This is a genomic window from Bacteroides sp. 1001302B_160321_D4, from assembly GCF_015667765.1.
Taxonomy (GTDB): Bacteria; Bacteroidota; Bacteroidia; order Bacteroidales; family Bacteroidaceae; genus Bacteroides; species Bacteroides xylanisolvens.
This window is the reverse complement of record NZ_JADPLO010000009.1, coordinates 50762-70456: the sequence shown is the minus strand read 5'-3', so window position 1 is coordinate 70456 and position 19695 is coordinate 50762. Positions and strand designations below refer to the sequence as shown.

General features: G+C 47.9%; 9 protein-coding genes. 3 read left to right on the top strand and 6 right to left on the bottom strand.

Going from position 1 to position 19695, the window contains the following annotated elements:
- The 6 genes from KFO40_RS05645 to KFO40_RS05620 form a co-directional block, all read right to left on the bottom strand.
- Window positions 1–1278 (bottom strand): glycoside hydrolase family 88 protein, encoded by a 1278-nt coding sequence (locus KFO40_RS05645; RefSeq protein ID WP_004322893.1) that lies wholly within the window; start codon window positions 1276–1278, stop codon window positions 1–3.
- 78 nt (window positions 1279–1356) lie between these two features.
- The gene (locus KFO40_RS05640) at window positions 1357–3252 is read right to left on the bottom strand and encodes an alpha-L-fucosidase (protein ID WP_004322894.1); all 1896 of its coding nucleotides are present in this window, start codon (window positions 3250–3252) and stop codon (window positions 1357–1359) included.
- 41 nt (window positions 3253–3293) lie between these two features.
- Complete coding sequence (locus tag KFO40_RS05635; protein WP_004322895.1) at window positions 3294–5672, bottom strand: glycosyl hydrolase family 95 catalytic domain-containing protein; 2379 nt, start codon at window positions 5670–5672, stop codon at window positions 3294–3296.
- Between the two features lie 31 nt (window positions 5673–5703).
- Window positions 5704–7137 carry an alpha-L-fucosidase gene (locus KFO40_RS05630; RefSeq protein WP_004322896.1) on the bottom strand — a complete coding sequence of 478 codons (1434 nt, stop codon included), beginning with the start codon at window positions 7135–7137 and terminating at the stop codon, window positions 5704–5706.
- Window positions 7138–7145: 8 nt separating this feature from the next.
- Complete coding sequence (locus KFO40_RS05625; protein WP_004322897.1) at window positions 7146–8906, bottom strand: hypothetical protein; 1761 nt, start codon at window positions 8904–8906, stop codon at window positions 7146–7148.
- A 172-nt stretch (window positions 8907–9078) separates the two neighbouring features.
- A complete protein-coding gene (locus KFO40_RS05620; RefSeq protein ID WP_004322898.1) occupies window positions 9079–13188 on the bottom strand; it encodes a two-component regulator propeller domain-containing protein in 4110 nt (1369 codons plus the stop codon).
- A gap of 300 nt (window positions 13189–13488) precedes the next feature.
- Here KFO40_RS05620 and KFO40_RS05615 point away from each other — a divergent pair, with 300 nt between their 5' ends.
- From KFO40_RS05615 to KFO40_RS05605, 3 genes are read left to right on the top strand one after another with little or no spacing between them, the layout of a single operon-like run.
- A complete protein-coding gene (locus tag KFO40_RS05615) occupies window positions 13489–16650 on the top strand; it encodes a SusC/RagA family TonB-linked outer membrane protein (protein ID WP_270293264.1) in 3162 nt (1053 codons plus the stop codon).
- Between the two features lie 13 nt (window positions 16651–16663).
- Window positions 16664–18208 carry a RagB/SusD family nutrient uptake outer membrane protein gene (locus KFO40_RS05610; protein ID WP_211146171.1) on the top strand — a complete coding sequence of 515 codons (1545 nt, stop codon included), beginning with the start codon at window positions 16664–16666 and terminating at the stop codon, window positions 18206–18208.
- A gap of 42 nt (window positions 18209–18250) precedes the next feature.
- A complete protein-coding gene (locus KFO40_RS05605) occupies window positions 18251–19693 on the top strand; it encodes an IPT/TIG domain-containing protein (protein WP_225451417.1) in 1443 nt (480 codons plus the stop codon).
- Window positions 19694–19695 lie beyond the last annotated feature (2 nt).

Here is a 19695-nt window from a genome sequence, read left to right as displayed (position 1 = left end):
TTAGAAAAGTTTGCCGGTTTTCTCCAGTTTATCCTTGCGTAGTAATGCTTCTATAAAGTAATAGTCGGCATATACGATGGGTACGTCCACTTCTACGTTGGTAGGTTTGGTTCCTGTGCTGTGGAGTAGCAGGAAACCGTTGTCTTTGTTCAGCGTAGTGCGATAACTGTTCGTCAGGTTCTCTACTATCCTGTCGGCGTTTTTCTTGTAGCGTTCGCTGTTTTTGCGGTCATATTGCGACAGTTCGTAGAGTGCGGAAGCGATCACTGTGGCTGCTGAGGCGTCACGCGGCTCGTTGGGAATGCCGGGAGCGTCGAAGTCCCAGTAAGGGATCAGGTCTTCGGGCATATTTTTGTGGGTGAAGAGGTATTGTTCCACCTTTTTAGCCTGTTCGAGGAATTCCGGTAACTTGGTTTCCCTGTAACACATCGTATAGCCATACAGTGCCCATGCCTGACCGCGTGCCCAAGCCGATTCGTGCGCAAGTCCCTGATGTGTGTTCTTTTTCAGTACTTGTCCGGTGATGGTGTCGTAGTCTATCACATGATAGCAACTATAGTCTGCACGGAAATGATTTTTCATCGTAGTCCGTGCGTGGCTTACCGCTATATTATAATAGGTGGAATCCTTACTTTCTTTGGTAGCCCAAAACAGCAACTCAAGGTTCATCATATTATCAATGATGACCGGGCATTGCCATTTATCCTTGTTATGGTCCCAAGAGCGGATAATGCCGGCTTTGGGTTTGAACCGGGTGGAAAGTGTGCGTGCCGATTGCAACAGAATTTCTTTGTAGCGTTCGTCTTGCGTCAGGCGATAACCGTTTCCAAAGCTGCAATACATCTTGAAGCCCATGTCGTGAGTGCCGCCGTTCATCTTTTCCTGTTCCAGGATATCGGTATGTTGCTGCGCCTTCTTTTTCCAGAAATTATTCTGGGTATACTCATAGAGAAACCAGAGCTCGCCGGGGAAGAATCCGCTGGTCCAGTCTTTGGACGGGACGAGGTGAAGCGTCCCGTCCGGTTCCGTATTCCGGGGATTGGTGAGTGGCCCCCATCCGTTCTTTTCGCGTTGCGCACGGCTTTCGGGTGATTCGTTGGCTACGGCGTAGTCTATTTCATCAAAAGCGCATCGGAGTTGTTGCTGTGCAAACTCCATGTTGTCTTCCACTATGTTTGAATCCGGTTGCGGAGTACAGGCCGTGAGGCCGGCTCCGAGCAATAAAGCTGCTATGGGGAGCTTCAACTTTATGGTTACGGTGGATAATTTCAATTTCATATATGTATACTATTTGTTAGCGTTATTCAATGTATTTGCTATTTCGAAGTTATTGCGATACAGAGATTACTGCCATGCTTACTCTTTTTCAAGCCGTACGGCAATAGGAGTCATGTATTGGCTTCCCTGGTATTGTTTTCCTTTCAGGCTGCATTCAAAACTACCTTTCGGCAGCTTCACTTTTCCCAGACGTAGACTGTTGGTCCCTTTCTGTTCGGGATAAGTGGAGTAGTTCGCTTCCAGTTTCTGTCCGGCTATCTCTACCACGACTGTTCCCGTATCATTCTTTCCCTGCGTGTTGTAGTCCAGATAAACAGTATATTCGACAGGTGCGCTTGACCGTAAGTTCCATTTCATCCACTGATTCGTATTTTTCCATTTGGTAACGTAGTTGCGGTTCGGTTTGCCGTCACCGTATCCCAATCCACGCCCTTGCAGTTCGGAATCGAATGTATAGAGCGTATTGCTCTGTTTGTGGTCGATAAGACGGATGGGATTCGGCACTTTCCGGTTGTTCAGTACCAGTGCGATGACGGAATTCATGCTGTCCGGCGCATTGGCGGGCAAGGTCAGTTCGTAATCATCCGCGTTTAAGCGCTTGAATCTTATCGCCGCCTTCTTGTCGGCAACGAGCCATCCTTTTCCGATGTCGGAACGGAGTCCGCCGATAATCAGTTTTCCATCGGCTGGCCAATGAAATACGTGTGCATACAGCGTATCTCCTTTCAGTGTCGTTACGCCCCACGGCTGTATAGGCAGATTGGTGCGTTGTGCTCCATAGATACTTTCTCCGTTCACCTTCAACCACTGTCCTATGCCCTGAAACACTTCGATGTCTCTCTTGTCCCATCGGCCATTGCCCATCGGACCTACGTTCATCAGTATATTACCCCCTTTCGAAGTGGCGCTGGGTAATAATTGTACAAAGAATGAAACAGGTTTGCGCACTGTATCCACTACGCTGTATCCATAAGACTCGTTGGTAGTGGGAATAGATTCCCATGCCCCTTCGGTGGGGAAAAAGAAGGCGGAACGGTCGCCCGTATTGCGGTAATCACCTATATTATTAGAGCCAAAACGTGCTAGTCGTCCGTTTACGACGATTTTGTTTTGTGGGTCCGCTTGGCGGATAGCTTCCAGTATGCGGATATTGAGATAGAGCGGAAGCTTCTGCGGAGTATCGAACCATAAGATGTCGGGGTCGTACTTTCTGATAAGTTCCTGTATTTGCGGAATGGATTTCTCGTTTACATATTTCTCGGCATTAGCGAGAAAGTCTTTACGTTCCAGCCACCAGTTCTTGCCGCCCACAAGTTTATCTCCACCGGGATTCGTGGGATAATCCCAATCGTTTCCCGGAGCGTCCGGGTGTTCCCAGTCAAAAGCGTGCGAATAATAGAAACCGAACTTGATGCCATATTTCTTAGCGGCTCTGCTCAATGCTTCCATCGGATCTTTCTGAAATTTGGAAAGGCGAATATCGTAGGGATAAGCATCGGATGGATACATGGCGAATCCGTCGTGATGCTTGGCAGTAATGACGAAATATCTCATGCCTGCTTCCGATGCATGGCGCATCCACTCCTCGGCATCAAATTCAGTAGGATTGAAAGGAAGTATCAGTTCTTTTTTGTACTCTTCCAGGGGGATGCGGGCTTTTCGCATCAGGTGTTCGGTATAGCCGCTCTGCATCTTGTTTTTCCAAAGACCCGCGGGTACGGAGTAAGGGCCCCAATGGATGAAGCAACCGAATTTGGCTTCGTTATACCACGACATTCGTTGCTCCTTATTCTTTTGAGAGGCTGTCCACCAACCGTCGTAGGCTTTGCGAAGCTCGTCTTTGTCTTGTTGCAATTGCAGGTTGCGGGGGATTTCGAGCCCTTGTTCGTCGCCACTCTGCGCCCATATAGCGAGGGGAGAAGCACTCATTGCCATGCAGCAGGCAATCGTTATGGTTTGATAATAGTTTCTCATGATTGTTCTCTCTTTTATTAAACTTGATAAGCAGTCTTTTTTTATTTCACTTGATACGTCTTTCCCTTTTCCGTTTCAATCACTTCTTCGTGGGGTGAGGTCGCTTCGCGTATCCGGCAGGTTCCTCCCGAATGGGAAGTAACGGACAGCCGGGTAATCCTGCTTTCTTTCCATTCCATGTCGATGGTGAATCCGCCTCTGGCGCGGACGCCTTTGATACTTCCGCTTTGCCAGTTGTCCGGCAGGGCAGGTAGCAGGTGTATGTATCCCGCATGGCTTTGCAGCAGCATTTCCGTAATGCCTGCCGTTCCTCCGAAGTTTCCGTCAATCTGGAAAGGGGGATGGGCATCGAAGAGATTGGCGTATGTACCCCCTCCACGGACGCTGACTTGGGTGGCATCTACGTATCTCAATCCGTTTTTCAGCATCCCGAAAGCATGATTACCGTCGCGCAGACGTGCCCAGAAGTTAATTTTCCATGCCATAGCCCAGCCTGTGCCGCCGTCTCCGCGGATTTCGAGTGTCCGTTGGCAGGCGGCTGCCAGTTCCGGCTGCTGTTCGGGGATAATCTGTCGTCCGGGGTGCAGGGCGAACAGATGGGATACATGGCGATGGTTAGGGTCTGTCTCTTCAAACTCTTTATCCCATTCGAGTAGTTGTCCTTTTGAACCGATGCGGAACGGTTGCAGGTTGGCGCGTACATCCATGCACTGCTGGCGAAATGCTTTGTCCGTATCCAGCACCGTACTTGCTTCGATGCAGTTGGTCAGTAAGTCCCATGCCAGACCGAGATCCATACCGGATGAACGGCTGATCTCTCCGTTCTGTTTCTTTCCTTCCTTGTCGATATAGCGGAAGCGATTCTCGGGTGAAGTGGATGGGTTGGTAATCCAGTAGCCTGTTTCCGGATCTTTTTGCAGCCATTGCAGCAGGAATTCGGCTGCGCCTTTCATCAGGGGATAAGCCGTTTTGGACAAGTATTTTTTATCGCCGCCGAAGGCATAGTGTTCCCATAGATGCTGACAGAGCCATACGCCTGCCATTGGCCAGCACGACCATCGAGGTGCGCCTTTCGGATCGGAATCATAGCCTCCGGTCGGAGCGGTTTGTGCCCAGACGTCCGAGTTATGGTGGGCCAGCCATCCGCGATTGATGCCATAGTTAACTTTGGCCGTTTGTGCGCCATTGACAGCCAGGCGGCCGATGAAATCGGACAATGGCAGGAAGCATTCCGGAAGATTGGTTATTTCCGCCGGCCAGTAATTCATCTCAGTATTAATGTTGGTCGTATAATTCGATCCCCAAGGCGGTTGAACGTGCCGGTTCCAGATGCCTTGCAGATTGGCGGGCAGCCCGCCCGGGCGGGAAGAGGCAATCAGCAGGTAACGACCGTATTGATAGTAGAGTTCCGTCAATCCGTTGTCAGTGGGGTCTTGTTCGAAGCTTTTTAAACGTTCGTTGGTGGGGAGTGCTTCTTTTTGCAGATTCTCTGTGCCCAGTGATAGTTGCAGGCGGTTGAAGAGTTGCTGATGGTCATCCGTGTGTCGTTGCAGTAATTCCTGATAGGGACGCTTGCATTTTTTGAGTGTCATTTTCTTATTCCCGAAATCGGTGACGGCAGAGAGTAGCAGCACTACTTCATTTGCATTGCGAACGGTCAGTGCAGAGTCGTTTGCCTCACAGTGACCGCCATCCGGCAGCAGTTCCACTTGCACTTTGAATTGTGTCCCCCGTTTGTCATCGTATACCACCTGATGTGGGTCGTAGTCACGATTGGCAACATAGGCGGGGGCTTTGCCGTTCAGGATCAGTGTCTTTTCCCCTTTTGTCTGCACGGTATAGCGCAGCAGGCTGTTCAAGCGAATATGGAGCGATACCGCCTGGGGACGGTCTGCGGCTATTTTTATGACCATCACCTGGTCCGGATAGGAGATAAAGGAAGTGCGGCGGTATTTCACTCCGTCCGCTTCGTAGGTGACGGTAGACAGTGCGTTCGATATGTTGAGTTCACGATACAGATTCCGGGCTTCCCCCCGCGTCAGTTGGTCGAGCATCAGGTTTGCCATAGGCAGGTAACGGGCTGTATACGGACCTTGTGCATTGGCTTTCCAGAGTTCGCTTGCCTTGGCATAGTCTCCGCGGTCGACAGCTTCCCGTACCTGTGGCAACGCGTTCGCGGCTTTGGGGTTGTTCCAGTCCTGCGGATAGCCCGACCAGATCGATTCTTCGTTCAGTTGATATACTTCCTGTAGCGGGTTGCCATATACCATCGCTCCGATACGTCCGTTACCGATAGGAAGAGCTTCTTCCCATACGGTAGCCGGAGCGTTATACCAAAGCTTGTATTCTTTTCCAAACGTTAATGTCGTGGAAAGGAATATACATCCTGAAAACCATATACTTCGTACCTTCATATTCATCGTCTGCTATTTTTTATTCGTCCGTAGATTCTCATTCGTCAGCTATTTCGAATGCTTTCGCGGTGTTGGATATTAATTGGATTGCGGGCAGTTTCTCTTTCAATTCCAGTCTGACAACCGTAGCTATCTTGTCAGGAGCCTGCGTGGGAACTTGTATCGTAATGCCGCCGGGCGTTTTAGTAAATTTCAGTTTCGTACCGTCGGCCAGCAGCATTGCTTCCTTCACTGTATATTTCGTGTCGAATGCCAGTTTGCCGTCTTCCGGCCATTGAAAGACGGAGAGATAATATACGGAGTTCTTCTTTTCGTCTTTCCGGATACATTCGCCCCAGGGAGGAAATATTTCGCTGCGCTGTGTTGCGTAAATCGCTTCACCGTTCACCCGCATCCATTCGCCTACTTTTCTCAGGCAGTCCAGTGCGGGAGCAGGCACAACACCTGTCGGGTCGGGGCCGACGTTGAGCAGGTAGTTGCCGCCACGGGCGGCAATGGTATTGAGATTACGGATAATTGTTTCCGCACTTTTCCAGTTCTTCTCCCAGCTTTTGTATCCCCAGGAGCTGCCGATATTCATACACGTCTCCCAGTCTACGCGTTCGATGTCCTTTGCGTGGGGGATACGTCCTTCGGGAGTCTTATAGTCGCCGGGAAAATCGGGACGGCGCAACCGGTCGTTGGTAATTACCTGCGGATACTTTGCGAGTTCGGCAGTGATTTCCGCCGCTGTCTCTTTGCTGATACGGTGCGGGGTATCCCACCACATGACGGCTACGTCACCATAATTCGTCAGTAGTTCTTTGATTTGCGGGATGGCTACCTTTCTGAAATAATCATCCAGAGAGGCGGAACGTTGCAGGCAATCCCAACCTCCCAGATTCTCTTGGGTAAAATTGTCGATGGCTACCGAATCAGGGTTTGCCCATCCTTCTTTCATTTCTTTGCGGATAGTGCCGCCGCCGGGGTTGCACCAGTCCTGTGTCTGGGAATAATAAAATCCCAGTTTTATATGGTGCTTACGGCAGGCTTTTGCCAGTTCGTCTACGATATCACGTTTGAACGGGGTGTAGTCTACGATATTGAATTCGCTGGCATTGCTTTTGAACATCGCGAATCCGTCATGGTGTTTGGTGGTGAATATGATATACTTCATACCTGCATTTTTGGCAGTCAGCACCAGTTCCTCGGCATTGAAGTCCACGGGATTGAAGGTGCAGGCTTTCGCACGATATTCACGTACAGGTATTTTGCAACGGTTCATAATCCATTCCGCACCGCCTCGTCTTTGGTTGAATCCGTTGTATACGCCGCCGTACAGGCAGTAAGGTCCCCAGTGCACGAACATGCCGAATTTGGCATTGCGCCACCAGGCCATTTTCTCGTTATGTTCAAGCTTTTTGGGCAGAGGTTGCGCAAAAACGGTTGCGGAGAGAGTTAGGGTGAGTATGATTGATAGAATCTTCTTCATGGTTATCTTTATCGGTTGAAATATTTATTGTACTGTGGTTCGTCCATTACTTTCTTGAGTGCCGACTTTCCAAGGCGGTCACGTAACTGATAGTAATACAGGCTCGAAGGAACCACTGTTCCGGCTGTCTGCTCGGTCCATCCGGTTCCGTTTATCGGTTGGTCTTTATATTTCATATCTATCATCGAAGTGTTGACGATGCTGTTGAAGGTCGATTTCGCACCGGACCGGGCTTCTTTGCTATTGTCTACTTCTGTGGCTTGCAGTCCGATGGCAAAGTTCTGTGCCGTAGGCGGCTGCATGACCAAAATCAGCGGGGCGGCACAATTCCAGAATACCATTTGCGCGCCAGCCCATCCGTGTCCCGAACCCATCGATCCCCGGTTGGCTGCCATGAGTGATGCGCTCGGACCTTTCAATACTATATTGTCCCATAAGCATCCGGCCGACCAGCGGTGATGCGGTTCGCTGGAAGCAAAGGTCATTTCACCATAACCGTCTACAAAAGCGTTTGGCCCGGGAGTAGTGGCCCCCAATACAAATTCGTGACGGTGATGGCTGGAGTAGCAACGTTGGAACAGACACATTTGTCCGCCGTTGATGTGGTAAGCATACCGTCTTCCTCCGGTAATCTGCGAGATGGGGTTGATGGCGGAAAGGTCTTGTCCCGTGATATATTTGGTGGCAGAAGTGGTAGTCACACAACAGTCAAAATGCTCTACGCTGACATTGCGTACCCATGCATTCTCGACCGTCCGGAGAGCAACGAATGTATTGGCATGGTTCTCGTCGCAGCAGTATTCGCCTATGCCCCGATAGCTCTTTTTAACCGACTCATCATAGATGCACATGCCGTACAGATTCTCTACGCCACATTGTGTGAAGCGTTTGTCATACCTGTATTTATAGATGGTTCCTCCACCGAACTCCTTCTGCAAAGCGTTCGTCAACGGGATATCCAGTGTGATTTCGTCTTTTTTCACTGATACAATTTTCCGTTCGAACGTCAGATCCTTGCTCCCCGGTTTCCATTGGATCGTTCCGTTCATGTCCGTATCTTTTCCTTCGCGGCGGAAACGTTCGAAAGCCTCCCATGTAGTTTCTCCTTTGCGGGGGCGGGGGGCGATGGAATCCATGCCGATGGTCTGAATCCACGCTGCCGTACTGGGGCGTCGGACAATTACGTCGTCGCCAGTACGAAAATGTTTATCCGCATTCTTCACATGGAGGATACGTGTGCCCGAAGGAACATATTTGTCGATAATTTCCTGTACATCGTTGGTGTTGTATTTGGCTTTTCCGTTAAAGCCGACCTCTATGACATTGTATTTCCTGGGAGAGGTGGCAATGAGTACCGTTCCGCTCTCCTTATTATTCCCTTCGCCGCGAAGCACAATGCCGCTTGCTGTAATCCGGATAGGGCTTGCTATATGATATACGCCTTTTCTGAGCAGGATGCATCCCCTGAATCCATCTTCATCCGGTTGCAATTTTGCTACTTTGTCTATTACGGCCTGTATAAAAGGGGTATCGTCCTCTTTGTTGGGCGAAGGACTGATAGAGGCGGTTACCTTTATATGGGGAATGGCCACTCCACCGCCCTTATAACCGCAGAAAGAGAAATCGGGGAGTAAATCTCCTTTGTCTGTATACGAATGATAAGAGAGCTTTCCCTTCTCATTGATTGATATCAACTTACTTTGTGCACTCGCCATGAAGCAGAGCACAAGTGATGAAGCGATAATGAATGTTACTTTCTTGATGTCCATAGTATTTCCAGCTTTTCGATTTCAAAGTTATCGCATCTTGAGGAAAATTGATTATAAAGGTAAGTCTAATACTTATAAAAACGCCCCTTCCATCGAAAATACCTCATTTTACAAATGAATGACGGAATATTACAAATCTATCGTTTGCCGTGAACACCGTGTCTACAAGGTTTTATTCTCTTTCGCCCTCCGACCTGTTCTTAAACTCCGACGGAGATACTCCGTACAGTGTTTTGAAACTGTTAGAGAAGTAAGCCAGGCTATTATAACCTACGGCACAATATACTTCCGTTATCGACATATCCGTTTCTTTTAGCATCTTGGCGGCTGTCTCCAACCGGAAATTACGGATAAACTCATTGGGAGAGTATCCGGTGATTTGCTTAATCTTGCGGTAAAGGTTCGATTTGCTTAGTCCGAGTTCTTTGCAGAAGGCATCCAGGTTTAAGTCCGAATTGGCGATATTCTGTTGCAGAGTGGCATATAGCTTTTGCATAAACTTCTCATCGACGGAAGTCACGTCGACACCGAGTGATTCGAGTGAGAAGTTTTTGCTATACAGCTCTTTCAGTTTCTCGCGGCTTTGGATCAGGTTGTCTACTCTGATTTTCAGGATGGAGGCGTCGAAAGGTTTTGTGATATATTCGTCAGCACCTGCTGCATAGCCTTCTTTGATATCGTCCGTGCCAGTCTTTGCCGTCACCATAATAATCGGGATATGGCTGGTATTCATATCCTTCTTCAACCGACGGATCAGTTCGATACCATTCATCTTGGGCATCATCAGGTCGGTGATAATCAGGTTGGGAAGCAGATAGACCGCTTTGGCAAGAGCGTCTTCGCCGTTTGTCACGCCCACTACATTGTATCTATCCGCCAGGCAGGAACAGATATAATTGTTCAGGTCGCGATTGTCCTCCACTACCAGAATCGTAGCTTGCTTTCTGGAGGAATTGTCCGGTTCGTAAGCGGCGTCCGGAAGCTCAACGCTGAAAGATACGGCTTTATCTTCGGCCGATTCGATTATCATTTCGGGAGCGAAAAGACTTTTGTCGACCGGCAGTACAAATTTGAATACTGCACCGGAGCTTGATAAGCCTACACCGGACATATTCGCTCCGGTTGCGTTTTCTGCCCACACCACTCCGTGATGCATCTCTATAATTGCCTTGCTGAGGCTTAGTCCGATGCCGGTTCCCGATTTGGAATGTTCGTTCTGAGCCACTTGGTAGAATGGTTGGAAGATCTTCTCCAATTCATCGGGAGCAATGCCGACACCATTGTCCTGGATGGAAATGGTGAGATATCGTATCTCCGTATTCTTATATTTATTCAGTTTGGCAGGCAGGAAGAAAGTAAGTTCGGAATAGGGCTTGACGTCCAGTTCTACGGATACGGTTCCCCCGTCCGGCACATTCTTGAAGGCATTGGAGAGGAAGTTGAAATAGACTTTCTCCAACAAATTCCAGTCGAACCATACAGGTTGGCAGTCGATGGAATGTTTGAACTTCAGATGAATGTTCCGATATAATGCTAAGTCCTGGAAAGAAGAGACAGCTTCGTGCGTGAATTTTATCATGTCGTTCTCGGAGACTTGCAGTTTCATGGTTCCGCTTTCGTTCTTTTGCAGGTCCATCAGATTGTTGACAATGCGGAGCAGGCGCTGGGCGTTGCGTAGCATCAGTTTCACTTTATAATGAATATCATCCGTCAGGTCGGTGCGTTTTACGAACTCTTCCAACGGAGCCATAATCAACGTAAGCGGTGTCCGCAGTTCGTGCGAGAAATTGGTGAAGAGACGATTGCGTTCCTGATAATATTCTTCGTGAACTTCCGCTTCCATCTGTTTGAGACGGATGTTGTTTTGCAGACGTTTCTTTTCGGTGAAATAGCGGATAATGAAAGCGATAAGAGCAATAGCCACCACTGCATAGAAGAGGTAAGCCCACCAGGTCTTCCATAGCGGGGGAAGAACCACGATTTCCAATGTCGTGCCTTCTTCGTTCCAGATGCCGTCATTGTTGGAGCCTTTCACTACGAATTTGTAAGTGCCCGACGGGATATTGGTATAATAGGCGGTACGGCGGTTGCCTACTTCATTCCAGTCATGGTCGAAGCCTTCCAGCTTGTAGGCATATTGGTTCTTGTTGTTGAAGATATAATTCAGTGCGCAATATTCGATGGTGATATTGGTCTGATTGTATTTCAGTACGATTTTCTTTTGGGTGGAGATGTTCTCTTTCAGGATGTCGCCTTCATCGCCGGCTTGTATGAGGCAGTTGTTGATATGCAGTTTGTCGAGGATGATGGGCGGGACATTCGGATTGGTGATGATGTCGTTGGGATTGAACAGTGTGAAGCCGTTGTTTCCGGCAAAGAAGATGCGGTTGCCCGATAGGTGCAGGCCGGCGCATGGAGAAAACTCCTGCACACGTATGCCGCTTTCCTTATTATAATTGGTAATGCCGCGGGTACGCAAGTCGAGGTTGGATATCCCGTTCAGTGTGCTGAGCCAAAGGGTGTTATCGTTCCCTTCTACGATTTTGCAGATCTGGTTGTTCATTAATCCGTTTTTCTCGTTGTAGGTGGTGAACTGTCCGGTGGAAAGAACAAGCTCACTCAAACCACCGTCGATGCTGCTGATCCATATCCTTCCGGAATGATCTTTCAGTATGCTGCTGATATATTGGGCGGCGAGGCCGTTTGTCTCGTTGTAGGAGAGCAGCGTGTGGTTGATCTTGTCATAACAGAACAGTCCGTTGTTCTTCGTACCGATTAGGAAAATATCGTTGTCGACCTCACATACACAAATCACATGAGAGAAGTGGACACCGCCTTTCCCTTTGACGGGAAATTCAGTTTGTATGCTTCGTTGTCCGTCGTCGGAGATGAATACCAAGCCTTCCGTCACACTGATAGCACCGATAATCACTTCTCCGGCGCGGCTTCGGCTGATATGGTAAATCGGTCGCCGGTCGGTAGTCTGGTAGAACAGGGAGAATTGACGGGTATTCAAGTTGAATTCATATACTTCACCTTGGCTCGTCCCGCACAGGATGCGGTCACCGTCCAGATAGACAGTCTTGAAGATATTTTTCACCGAACCGTCAGCCTTGTGAGGTAGGGTATATTGCCGGAAGGATTGTTGAGCAAGGTCGAAGGCAATCAGTCCGCCGCCTTCCGAACTGATATAGAGTGTTCCGTCATATTCGACGGCGGGGCCCAGAATGCCCAGATTGGCGTTCAGGATGGTGGCGGGATTGTAAAAGTCGAACAGGTGGCCGTAAGGATTGTAGTAATCAACTCCACCGGCATAGGTTCCGATCCAGATGGTTTGCATCCGGTCGAAGAGTATGCTGTACACCGAATGATGGCTCAGACTGCCCTGTGCTCCGTGTTTGTAAGAAGCGATGCGGCTCGTCACAGGATTAACGATATTCAGTCCGTCGAAAGTACCTATCCACATTTCTCCTGCAGGAGATTCTTTGATGCAACGGATATCGTTGTTGGACAGTCCGTTGGCGGTATTGTAATATATCACTTCCGATAAGTCATGCCTGATGACGCAAACTCCGTCTTTGTAGGTTCCTATCCAGATGTTATCTTTCTTGTCGATATATACATCTTTAATATAATTGGAGGGGATAGGCAGCGTCTTCGAATCTTTGCGGTACGAACGGACCACCCGGTTCTTCCGTGGATCGTATATCACCAGTCCGCTCATACTCGAAGCGATATAGAGAAGGTCGTCTTTCTCGATGATAGTACTTATGGAGTTGTTCGCCAGTTCTTTCAGAGGGATCTCCTTCAAGATGTCCTCCTTTGCATCAAAAACATATAAGCCGGAGATGGTTCCCACCCACAACGTGCCTTCCTTATCGGTGAAGAGGGATATGATTTTATTGTTGGCGGCATTAGCTTCAGGGTCGAAGTAATACCGTTTGAACCCGTTTCTGCGTTTATCGAGTTTGTTCAGTCCGTTTTCCGTTCCGAACCAGAGGTTGCCTTCCGCATCTTCGGTGATGCAGGCGATGGTATTGTTGCTGATACTGCATTCGTCGTCGGCATGATTCCAGAAAGTTTCGAAGTTATTGCCGTTGAACTTGTTCAGTCCGTTGCGGGTGCCGAACCACATATATCCCAGCCGGTCCTGGTAGATACAAGTGACATGAAGCTGTGATAGTCCGTTTTGGACTGATAAATTGGAAAAATGGTATCGTTGATTTGCGAAAATGATTTGTGGAAGGATAAAAACCAGCAAAATACATATCAGCTTCTTCATAAATGAACTATATTTGGGGTGTATGCTTTTCGTCTAGCAAAAATAATAAAAAAAGGGCAAAAGCAGGGCTTAACAAACTCATTTTATAGTATCAACACATCTATGGGCTATTTTTACAAGCTTTGGAAGGATTATTGCAAATGGAGAATCTTCCCTACAACTCTTTGACGGATTCTGTAAATGCCTTCTATCTTGTTATCACTATTTTTGTAACTGGAAGAATGAACCGAAAAACTTTCTCCGGCCGGGAAAGAATCGTTTTTGTTTTTCCGCGAACGTAAATATGAAAAACATTGTAATATGAAAAGAATTCCTATCTTTTTGATAAGTACCCTCTTCATGGTATTTATAGTTGGAACTCCCGCTTTGGCTTTTTCGCCCGGTTTGGACGAGGCGCAACAGAACACAGTTGTCGGCGGAGTTGTAGTCGATAAGAATAACGAGCCTCTCATCGGGGTATCGGTTATGGTGGAAGGGTCTTCCGGCGGAACGATCACGAATATGGATGGTAAGTTCTCCATCAGCCTGCCGAAGAACAAAACATCATTGAAATTCTCCTATGTAGGTTTCGCCACCCAGACAGTTTCGGTAAAGAACAAGAAAGAGGTACGCGTAGTGATGCACGAAGATTTGCAGCAACTGGACGAAGTAGTTGTGGTGGGCTATGGTGTGCAGCAGAAATCTCATTTGTCCGGTTCGGTGACAAAAGTCAATATGGACGGTATCGAAGACGTTCCTACCCCTCGTCTGGATCAGGCGCTGTTGGGTAAGGTGGCCGGTGTGCAGATTCTGAACACCACTTCCGAGGTGGGAGCCGATCCGGATATATCCATTCGAGGTACTTCTTCATTCAGTGCCAGCAGCAATCCACTGATTATCGTCGACGGCTTCCCGGTGAGCGACGGTCTTGAATCGCTCAATCCGAGTGATGTGGAAAGCATCGAGGTACTGAAAGATGCCGCATCGGCGGCTATCTACGGTTCGCGTGCAGCCAACGGTGTTATCATGATTACAACTAAAGGCGGCGTTATCAGCAAACCTAAATATTCGGTGAAAGCCAAGTGGGGCGTAAAGTCGAACTATAAGTTGCATTCCGTGCTGAGCACGAAAGAATATCTGGATTTACGCATCAGGGAACATAATTTGTTGGGTACATCATTGTCTTCACAAGAGATGGCGTATGCAGCTATCAATAATAATACGGACTGGCAGCAGGAAGCCTTCAACGACAATGCTTACTATTATAATGTAGACTTCTCCGTCAGTGGTGGTAGCAGTGGTATCCGGTATTATATTTCCGGTGCTTATAACAGCGACGAGGGCATGATGCTGAAGAACTATTATAAAAGGTATAATGTAAAAGCGAGAATAGACGCCGATTTGTCCAAGCGCGTGACGGTAGGTATAAACATCGCTCCTTCCTATACCGAATCCGAACGTCCGGCAACCAACTTTACGGACTTTGTGAGAACCCCTTCCTGGATGCCGGTGAAGCATACCGAAGAGACATCCGCCATTACAGGTGTTCCGGTAGGAGAATATACGAGAGGTTCGCATTTTAATGGTAAGACCTATACAACTATTGATCCGCAGACGGGGCTGGAAAAGACCGTGACAGCTACCCCGTGGGGATCGACGAACAACAATCCCCGTGGAATTATCGATAATGTTTTTAGTCCGAAAGGGCAATACCGTATGCAATTGCAGGGATATATCGATATCAAGTTACTGAAAGAATTGCGTTTCCGCTCTTCCAATAGTTTCAATTTCAACTTTACTGAGACGGATACTTATCAGAATGTAGGGGCGAAAAGTGCAGGTGATTCCAATCGTGGATATTATACCTCCAGCAAGTCTATCAACCTGGCGTCGGAGAATACATTGAATTACAGTAAGAAGTTCAAAGGTATTCATCAGTTGGATGGGCTGCTGGGAGCCTCTGTCTATAAATATACGAATAAGAGGACGGGGATTCTGGGATTCGATTTTCCTACCGATTACATTCATTACTTGAGTGCGGCAGGAAGAATAGACCAGTACGAAGGTACCACCCTGCGTACCGGCACATGGAAGAATGACAATGCGATGGTTTCTTATTTCAGCCGTGTCAATTATGCATTGAAAGACCGCTATCTGTTGTCAGTGAGTTTGCGTACGGATGGAAGCTCCAAATTCGGTAAAGATAATAAATGGGGATGGTTCCCCTCCGTATCGGCAGGATGGAGAATCTCGGAAGAATCATTCATCAAAGAACGGGCGAAGTGGCTGAATCAGTTGAAACTGCGATTGAGCTACGGTGTGACGGGTACGGATGCTATCGAAAGCTATGCTAATACGGACCTGCTCGATTCGGCAGGTTATATCCTTGGCGAGGGCAACGGTTCGGTTGTCTCCGGACTGGCCAACAACTCCGCTTCTCTGGGCAACCGGGCCTTGCAGTGGGAACAAACCAATCAGGCGAATTTCGGTCTGGATATCTCTCTGCTGAACAATCGCATCGGGCTGACTTTCGACTACTATTACTCTATCACGAAAAGTCTGCTCTATCAGAAAACGGTTAACAGCATCGCCGGATATACACAAGCCTGGACAAATGAGGGTAAACTGAGAAACCGTGGTTTCGAGATGGAACTGACTACTTACAATATCAACAACCGACAATTTAAATGGAGCACTTCTTTCAACCTGTCACTGACGCGCAACAGGCTGCTCGACTTGGGCGGACCGTCCGAACAAGTCACGCCGGGCTCAAATAAAGAATACTACATTGCCCGTGTGGGTGATCCGCTGATCCAGTTCTATGGATTCAAAACAATCGGCGTATGGAAGAGTCAGGAAGAAATAGACAATAATCCGCATCATATCAATGACAAACCGGGAGGATTACGTGTAGCCAATACGAACGGTGATGATGTGATTGACGACAACGACCGTGTGCCTCTCGGCAATCCTTATCCTGACTTTATCTGGGGTATGACGAATACGTTGAAGTATCGCGACTTCGATTTGGCATTCACCCTTCAGGGTCAGGTAGGAGGAAAGGTGTATAACACCGACAATAATTATAATGAGTTCCGTATGTGGAATACGAAGTACGTGGCCAACCGATGGTTGAGCGTCGAATATCCGGGCGATGGAAAAACGCCTTTCCGCGACAACGGAATACAGCATTCACTGACCGACTATCAGATTGAGGATGCCGGATTTATCGCGCTGCGTGATGTCACTCTGGGTTACGACTTGCCGAGGAAGGCGGCACGCAAAGTAGGACTTTCCAAATTGCGGGTTTATGTTTCCGCACAGAACCTTCTGTACCTGTGGTCGGACGGCTATCGCGGTATCAATCCCGAAGCCCGCTATGCAAGCGGAGTATACCGGACGGCTATGGCCAGAAATGCTTTGCAGAGAGGAGCATTCCCTATTCAACGCACCTTCAGTGCTGGTCTGAATATTAACTTTTAAAAAAGAGAGAACCATGAAGAATATACTAATTTATCTACCGGCTTTATTTTTGCTGTTCGGCTGCGAGGATTTCCTGAACAGGGCAGCCTACGACCAGATGGACAGTGAGAACTTCTATCGGAACGCAGAAGAAATCAACGCCGCCGTGATGGCTTGTTACAATGGCATTCACGGAACATTGAACAATGAATTCTTTTTGACCGAGGTCCGTTCGGACAATACCAGGCATGAAGGACAGGGATCGACTACCGGGACTAGTCTGGAGATTGCCAATCTGGACCTTTTCAAGGTGGAGCCTTCCAATACGATCAATAATGCGTATTGGGAAAAGGCTTATCATAACATTGCGAATTGCAATACAGTGCTTGGACATTCGCAGGTGGTGACGAACGTGACGTTGAGAGAACAGTATGATGCCGAAGCCCGCTTTATCCGTGCCTATCATTACTTCAATCTGGTTCGCCTGTATGGACCGTTGTTTCTTGTGACTGAAAGAATCACGGCCGAGGAAGCTAAAAATTATGAGCGGAGTACGGTGGATGCCGTCTATCGGTTGATTATTGACGATCTGGATTATGCTTCCAGAAAACTGCCCGTTAAATATGACAGCAGTAATATCGGACGCGTAGACCAATGGGGAGCAAAGACGCTTCTTGGAAAGGTATATCTGACACTTTCCAAAAATGGAATGGACAAGGAGATGCTTACTCAGGCCAAACTCTTGTTGGAAGATGTGGAGAAGAACAGCGGATACGGACTGGTGACAAGCTCGTATGCGGATGTGTTCAGTATTTCGAATGAGATGAATAAGGAGATGATTTTTGTGTCCCGCTATCTGTCTGGAGGAAACGGACTGGGGTCGCCTTTCGCCAATTATTTCGCTCCGGTGAATAGTGAGAATATGATTTTGACCGGTAGCGGAAACGGCTACAACTGTCCGACGGAGGATTTGATCAGCACCTATAATTCGGAAGCAGATGAGACTCGGAAAGATGTTATATTGAAGGAGTTCTGGATTGACCAGAAGGGGGCAACGCAATATGTGTCTTATGTGACGAAGTATCTAAGTCCGGTAACGGTGCGTTATGATGCTGAAAACGACTGGCCTATTCTCAGGTTTGCCGATGTGTTGCTAATGTTGGGTGAGATAGAAAATGAATTTAACGGACCCACGCAAAATGCACTCGACTATATCAACGCAACCCGTCTGCGGGCGGGACTGAAGAAGGTCGAAGAGGTGCAGCCCATTACAACCAAGTCGGAATACCGGACAGCGATGGCTAAAGAAAGACGGCTGGAGTTTGCTTTGGAGAACCACCGCTTGTTCGATTTGCTCCGGACGGAACAATTGATAAATGTAATGAGGAAACACTATACGACCGAACAGATGCGCAATAAGAGTACAGGTGCTCTGACCGATTACTATGCGAACGAGAAAACGCCCGTATATGTGAAAGACCCGCTTTTGGAAAACTGGCAATTACTGTTGCCTATTCCCTACAACGTGATTATTACTGCTCCGAACGCTACGCAGAATTCGGGATATTCAGGTGTGTGACAGACCATTTTGCCGTAAATTTAAAAACTTGAAATAATGAATATGAATCGATATATATATACATTAATGGCTGCCGTTGCCCTACTGCTGGGCATTACTGCCTGTAATGAGAAATTGAGCATGTTTGAGGCGAACCAGAATCCGCCCGAAGTGACCGACTTTAGTCCGAAGAACGGAGTGGCAGGAACAGAGATCAGTATCACGGGCGCTAACCTGCAAGAGGTAGACTCCATCAAGATAGGTGGAGTGAAGACGGACGTGAAGTATCGGATTAACCGCTCACTGGTTATTGCCGGAGTGACGAATGAGGTTGTATCGGGCATTATTGAGGTGTTTACTCCTTATGGGAGTATAAAGACCTCAGAAAGCTTTACGATGGAATATGTGATTCCCGAGCTGACCGGTTATGTGAATAAGTCCCGGCCGTATACCGTTGTTGGCCTGACGGGAGAGAACCTGGACATTGTGACGGGCGTACTTTTCGGAACCAAAGAGGCGACGGTTGTCACCCAGACGCGGGAAGAAATAGAAGTGGAAGTACCTTACTTTAAAGATGAGGCGGTGGATATTGTTTTGAATTATCAGTATGGGACGGAGATTCGCCAGGTGAGTACTTCCGGCACGCCTTTCTCACTGGAGCTGGCTTATCCGTCGGTCAGCGACTATCCGAGAATGACTTCCGCCGGCTCTTCGATTGAAATCAAAGGCGTGAATCTTACACAAGTAGACAGTGTGTTCGTGGGTGAATATAAAGCGGAAATCACCAAACGGGCAACCGATGTACTGACCTGTCAGCTGAGTGCGGAATACGAGGTCACAGGCACAAAGAAGATTACTCTTTATTATTATGACGAGACGAAACTGGAAACGGCCGAAGACTGCCAGGTCATTGTCCCCGAAGTATATATCTGGAAAAACATAACCCTTTACGGGCATGGCAGTGAGAATGCGAATCTATTTAGCGGAACAACCGGTAAATATTATAATCCTTGTGAGTTTGCGGATAATAAAGAGATTATCCATTTGTGCGCTACACAAAACAGCGACGGTATGCAGTTGGCAGGGTTCTCCAAAAAGCTGAATATTCATAAATTCAAATGTAACGGCAAGGCGCTCGAAGCCGACGGACTCAATCTGAGATTCCGCAAGCTGCTCGAAACGACTCCGGCAGAGAAAGCATATATGGATAAGATTAAAAATGGAACTTTGGAGAAAATCAGCATCGAGCAGGCGAAAGCTGACGGATTGAATCTGACAGGCAGCACCAAACAGGTAGCCCGTTATAAGCTTTTGGATGACAACTATAACAAGACCAATCTGGAAGGATTTGATATTGGAGGCATCAATTTGCTTTTGGTGTATAGTGATGTGGATGGCAAGAACCTGGTGGCAATAGGTTTTGTGGAACTTGTAGCAGTCCAGATGGAAAGTGTTTCCGACACTAAAGGTTCGATGACCTTGAACTTCTATTTCCAGAAAGATTAATG